The organism is Gammaproteobacteria bacterium, assembly GCA_003696665.1.
GTDB lineage: Bacteria > Pseudomonadota > Gammaproteobacteria > Enterobacterales.
In genome coordinates this window covers 1-5,714 of sequence record RFGJ01000300.1, presented here as the reverse complement: position 1 = coordinate 5,714, position 5,714 = coordinate 1, and the positions used below count along the sequence as shown (strand labels likewise).

Sequence of the window (5,714 nt, the reverse complement as noted above, 5' to 3'; positions counted from 1 at the left end):
CTTGCGCGGTTGATCCTTGGTGACGACTGGCACACCGCCTCCCGGCTTGCCATGGCCACGGCGGCCGCCACCGCCGCCACCGAAGGCACAAGCCCGCCCACCCCCTCCGCAGTCCTTGACCTGGTCGAGTCTACCCTACCAGGATAGATTATATAACGTTTCACCTCCCCGTACTGCATTATCCATTAGGGTCTGGACTCAATTTGTGTTCACGAGAGATGATTGGCGGGTGCGAGGCTGCAGATGGCCGCTAGGAAGGTCTTGACGGATTTGTCATAGCGGGCAGTAATGCGCCGAAACTCCTTCAGACGGCAGAAAGTTCTCTCGACGATATCGTGATATTTTCTTGGTATCGAATGCGGGCGATTTCTTGTGACATTTGCGTGGTGGAATGGCTGGATCGCCCCGCGTTGACGCAGCCGGACCGGCAAGCCTTGCCGGCATCTCCTTTCTGTCGATAATGACATCACACAGGCCCAAAAGAGGTTCCAGATACTGCTGGGCAAAGCGACAATTGCTTGTCTGATCCGCACTTAAGGCGACAAAGGGCGTCCCAAGGCATCTATCAGGAGATGGTTCATGCTCGTGCAGCCGCCGGGCAAGCGCCCGATGCATTGCCTCCGCGCCTCCTCTTTTCCGCCGCCAGCCTAACAGTGCATCCTCGACCATGTTGTCGATGACGACACGCCCCGGAAAACCTTCTTCCGCAAGCGAGAAAAACTTCTCTTCCCCGCTCCCCTCCGCCCAGCGGCGAAAGCGGTTGGAGAGCATGGCCTGGAGTCGCGTTCCTCCCGCGTGCTGCCGGGGAATGCCAGTTTGTGACAGGCGGAGGATGCCACCGATTACGCGGCGGTCGTCCACACGCCTGAACCCTTGTTTGCATGCGGGAAGACAGAGCTCGATCCGCTTCTATTGATCTTTCGACAGCCAAAACGAATCTGTCAGTTCATCCTCCTTCTCTGAAACCTCTGAAACAAAGAAATATAATGATAATAAATCATCCCACACAAAATCAAAAATAAAAGAAAATCTATTTCTATTTATATTTATTTATTCTATTTGCAACTAATGTTAAAGCGAATGGCTTGTGATCATTTTCCGAAAGATAAATTTTATCTATTTCATATTCAAATCCTTGACAGTCCATAAAGTTTTTAATATCATTAATCGTTGAATCGCCAAGCGAAGATTGTACCATGGAAGACATTCTTGCCATATAAGAAATAAATTGTTTCTCGATAAATGATATAACCTTCAGGATATTATTCAAATTGCCAAATTTGGATAAGTTATTATAAATATTTATTATTTGAGAAACCGCATCATAAATGTGTTTATCGGCCGGAGGATTAGCTCCTATAGCCTGCCTACCAGCAATAGCCTCTTCTATTGTGCGATAAGAAGAAAGGAATTGATCATGGGCCTTTCTTAAGCACTCACGATTGCACTCTCCTTTAAGATAAGAGATCTTTCTGCTTATTGCAGTTCGTGCAAATTCAAAAATATTAGACTCCAATAAATTATTTATTGATTCTTGGTTGGATAGACATTCCTCCTCTATTGCCCCACCTGACACATGAAAAATTCCAGCAAATATGCCGCCCATATTTACTAATTTCAGTGAGTTGATTATCGATTTTTCTCCACCATATTCTATTCCAAACTGACTTGTAACATAGTCAAACGTCTCGTTCTTTATTGGAATATTATTAAGATCAAATACCACATACTTAACCATAGGAAACTTATGTTTTGCAAACATGAGCGCTTTCAAAGAGATGTCCGCAGCAACAATAAGAGCCCCTTGTTCAATGGAACAGGCATAAGAATAGATTCTTCTGATAACAGATCCCGACCCACAGGCCAGCTCTATAAAAGATTCATTTGACCTTATTGTTTTTGGTATATTCCTAGACCAAAAACCTTCTATAACGCTATTATTAATTAAATTTTCACAACATTCTATAACACAATCATTTTCTCCTATATACTCTTTCTTACATAATAAACTATCCCAATAAACTTTCCATGCATCAACTTCGATTGAATAAGGAAAATTTGCCACTCTCTGATTCTCAGAGAATTTCCTTTTATCCTTTATACCGGACATCGCTATTAACTATCTCCTTTAATATATGCTCCCTTAATATGGGAGTGGCTGACGCCAATTAAAGAGATTTCGATGAGACAAATCCTCCACCCAAAGAATGGCTTTCCGTCAGTCTGGACCCCCACCATTGACCTCTCGCAAAAAGGGGGCGATGGATGTTACCCCATCGCCCCCAGGATTCAAACTCCGTATGATTTCTTGCGCGACTATCGCCGAATACGGATAGCGAAGCGATAGCGACGCCGCAGAATATCATACGTGGAGGGATCCGTCCCAGATTGCCCGTCGATCTGGAAACCCGGGAAATCAATAGAGTTCGGCGGCTGCTTGTCAAAGACGTTGTCAACGCCGAAGTTCACCTGCAGCCAGTCCGTGAGATCGTAACTGACGCTCAGATCATGATACCACACAACGGGCAAGGGCTTTGTAAAGTCAAACCCCGGGCCCAGATTTCCGATCTCTGAGAACGGTTGCGAAGTGGAGCCAATTCGCTGGCTCTGCCAATCGATGCTCAGGCCGGGAATTGGGTCATAGGTGAACTCAAGCGTAACGCGCCACTTCGGAAGCGCGCCACCAGCGCCGCCTCCAGACCTACCCAAGATATCCACACCGTCGAACAGATACTGGGTCACGTAGGACGCCACATGCTTCATCCGGAAGCTTCCCGGAATCATTTTGAGCGGTGTGTCGTCAAAATCAACCTGGTACGACAAGGTAAAGTCGTAGCCACGCGTCTGAATGGACGACACATTGGCGCGGGTCGTGTTGATCGTAAGAATCTGGCCGGTTGTCGGATCCCGGGTAATGCGCTGGCAGTTCGGATCATTCAGATCCAGCGCCTGGAAGCAGGCGTTCAAGATCTGCCCCACAGTCAGGTCCGAGATCGCACCAATCAGCCGAATTCTATAGAAATCGACCGTCAAGGTCAGCCCGGGAATGAACTCGTCAGGCGTGACAACCGCACCCGCAGTAATCGTCTTGGCCTTCTCTTGGCGAAGATCGAGATTTCCGAACTCCAACGCACGGACCTGCGTGTCGTTCTGCTGGAAAGTGTCGATTGCCGCTGCAGGGACACCCTGCGCAATGCAGAAGGCCTTGACTTCCGGTGAGGGCGAAGAGCTTGCGTTGCAGGGGTCAGAAAACTGCGGGAAGTTCTCGTCCCCGGCCTGGAAGAGCTCGAAGATATTCGGCGACCGCGTCGCCTTGTTGAACATCGCCCTCAGGCGGATCATGTTGTGGGGCGTCCAACTTCCGCCAATCTTGTAGGTGCTGACGGTTCCGATCGTCGAGTAGTCCGAGAGGCGGTAACCGCCCTCAACCTCTAAATTCTCGACAAGGAAGAGATCCTTCACAATTGGAACCACACCTTCACCGTAGAATTCGTGGACACGAATGTGGCCACTAATACCACGGATCGCGTTAAAGCCGATGATATCGCCCTTTTCTTCCGCATCGGCAACCTGGAATACGGAAGCATCGCGCCGAAATTCGTAACCAACAGCAACCCGCATTTCTCCGGCAGGAAGTTCAAAGAGCGGACCGTCAATGTTGGCGGTAACCGTCTCCTGCTTGAATTTCAAATCCTCATCCGTGTTAAGCCGGAGATAATCAGCCATTTCCGGGGTAAGGGAACCCTCACCGAAAATGGTAGCGGGAATACAACCGACCGGCGCCCCCGGAGGACACCCTTCCAAAGCTGCAATCGTCCGCGATCGCGAAACGTTGTTCAAGTTACGGGTATTCTCATCCACCCGACCAAACTTTGCGTAAACGTCATAGTTGAACCCTTCAAGGCCGGGCAGAGGGCCCTGCATACCCCAGCCCCATTCGAAGTACTTTCTGTCAACGTTGGAAATTCGGTTTCCAACCTCCACCATGCGCCGCCGCACTTCAAACGGAGCATTGGGATCCACTCGGCTGTCCAACAGCGCGATCACGTCAGGGTCAATGAGCGGGTTGTTCCGGAACTGCTGCGGATCCAAAACGATATCCGCAGGGGTGGGCGCCAACTGCTGGCGCGTATTGATGTTTGCAAAGGTCACATTTGAACTGAACTCGTGACCATCGAACAGCTCATACCGGACCTCAGCACGCGTAATGAAGCGCGTCATTGGAAGAATGGCTGCATTCGGCGGCGCATAGTTATAGAGACCAGCCGGCCCGGCAAGCGTGCCATCCGGATTGAACTGCAAATTCTGAGAGGGGCTGATGGTGAAATCATCCGCATCCACCATCCCATCGCCATTTGCGTCATCGCAGAGGCCATCCCCATTGGCATCAACAGCACAGAACGTATTGTTTCGTGTGGCCGCATTCCATGCCACCAGATCATAAGGATTGGCGGCCTGCCCCGAAAGACGCCCCTGCGGAATACGCGAGCTGCGCGCAAACGGGCCCTGATCAAACCCAAAGGGCAACTCTCCCTGCAGAAGCTGATCTCTGGTCAGGTACTCACCAAACAGAGTTGCATTACCACGCCCGTCAGCGAAATTTCCGCCAAGCAGAAGATTGGCAGAGAAGACTTGGTGCCCCTCCGCCTCGTTGACCTCATACTGCGAGCCAGCCTCAAACCCCTCGAAATCCCGCTTCAGGATAAAATTCACAACGCCCGCGATCGCATCTGAGCCGTACACCGCTGACGCGCCCCCGGTAACGACTTCGGTGCGCTCAATCAGACCTGCGGGGATAAAGTTGACATCGTATATCCCGCCGTTTGTCGCGGGCGTGATCCGATGACCATTCACGAGGATCAACGTTCTTTTGGGGTCAAGGCCTCGCAGATCGAGTGCCGCGATACCCCCCAGCCCCGGATTATTCGAAGTCTGGTTCAGACCCGGTATAAGCTGAGGAAGCTCGTTCAAAAATTCCTCGACATTGATGGCGCCCTGCAACCACACCTGATCGCCTGAAACCGTCAAGACCGGACTGTTGCTCACAAAGTCAAGGCGGCGAATGCGCGAGCCCGTGACAACAATCTGTTCAATCTCTTCACCCTCGGTGGCATCTGCCTGATCATCACCCTGTGTCTGGGCTGCCGCCAACTTTCCATATGATGCGAGAGCAATGCCCGCCACGACGGCCGTGCCGCAAAGCAGCGCACGACGCCGCCAGTCCAGCAGCTGTTTCGCCATGATTGCCTTCCTTCCCTCTCTAATTTCTTCTACATCTCAGCCGGGCGGAGATCATGCTCCATGCCGTTCGCCTCCGGCGTCCACACCGGCGGCATGCATGTCCATCCCCTGCTGTAAAGCTGTCCAGACAGCCAAAAATTCTCTATAGTATCTGTTGGAAGGAAGGAAGGCTGAAACCCACCGGTCGTCGGGCTCAGGGATGTTTTTGCTGAAATATGTTGCAAAAATGTCACACTGGCGGACGACGTGTTGCCATGGGCTATCTGACCTGGCGGGCCTTGTAGCGGCGGACCGCGCTGAGCAATTTCACGCGCTTTTCCTCGGCCCCGCGCACCCGCGACAAAGTCGTCTGTGGTGCGGACACCGCCGCGCGCGCGGCGAGCATGCCGATGAGCCCTGCCATGCCCCATCCTGCGATCGACGTCCGCCCCTGCCTCATGATGGTCATCCGCTCCCTCCTCATCGCTGTGCCG

General features: G+C 51.6%; 4 protein-coding genes. All 4 read right to left on the bottom strand.

The window, feature by feature from the left end:
- Positions 1–273: 273 nt before the first annotated feature.
- Complete coding sequence (locus tag D6694_08175; protein ID RMH42260.1) at positions 274–861, bottom strand: hypothetical protein; 588 nt, start codon at positions 859–861, stop codon at positions 274–276.
- 175 nt (positions 862–1,036) lie between these two features.
- On the bottom strand, positions 1,037–2,110 hold the full coding sequence (locus D6694_08170) for a class I SAM-dependent methyltransferase (protein ID RMH42259.1): 1,074 nt from the start codon (positions 2,108–2,110) through the stop codon (positions 1,037–1,039).
- 206 nt (positions 2,111–2,316) lie between these two features.
- On the bottom strand, positions 2,317–5,241 hold the full coding sequence (locus D6694_08165) for a TonB-dependent receptor (protein RMH42258.1): 2,925 nt from the start codon (positions 5,239–5,241) through the stop codon (positions 2,317–2,319).
- Between the two features lie 29 nt (positions 5,242–5,270).
- On the bottom strand, positions 5,271–5,714 hold a 444-nt coding region (locus tag D6694_08160; GenBank protein ID RMH42257.1), incomplete at its 5' end, for a hypothetical protein.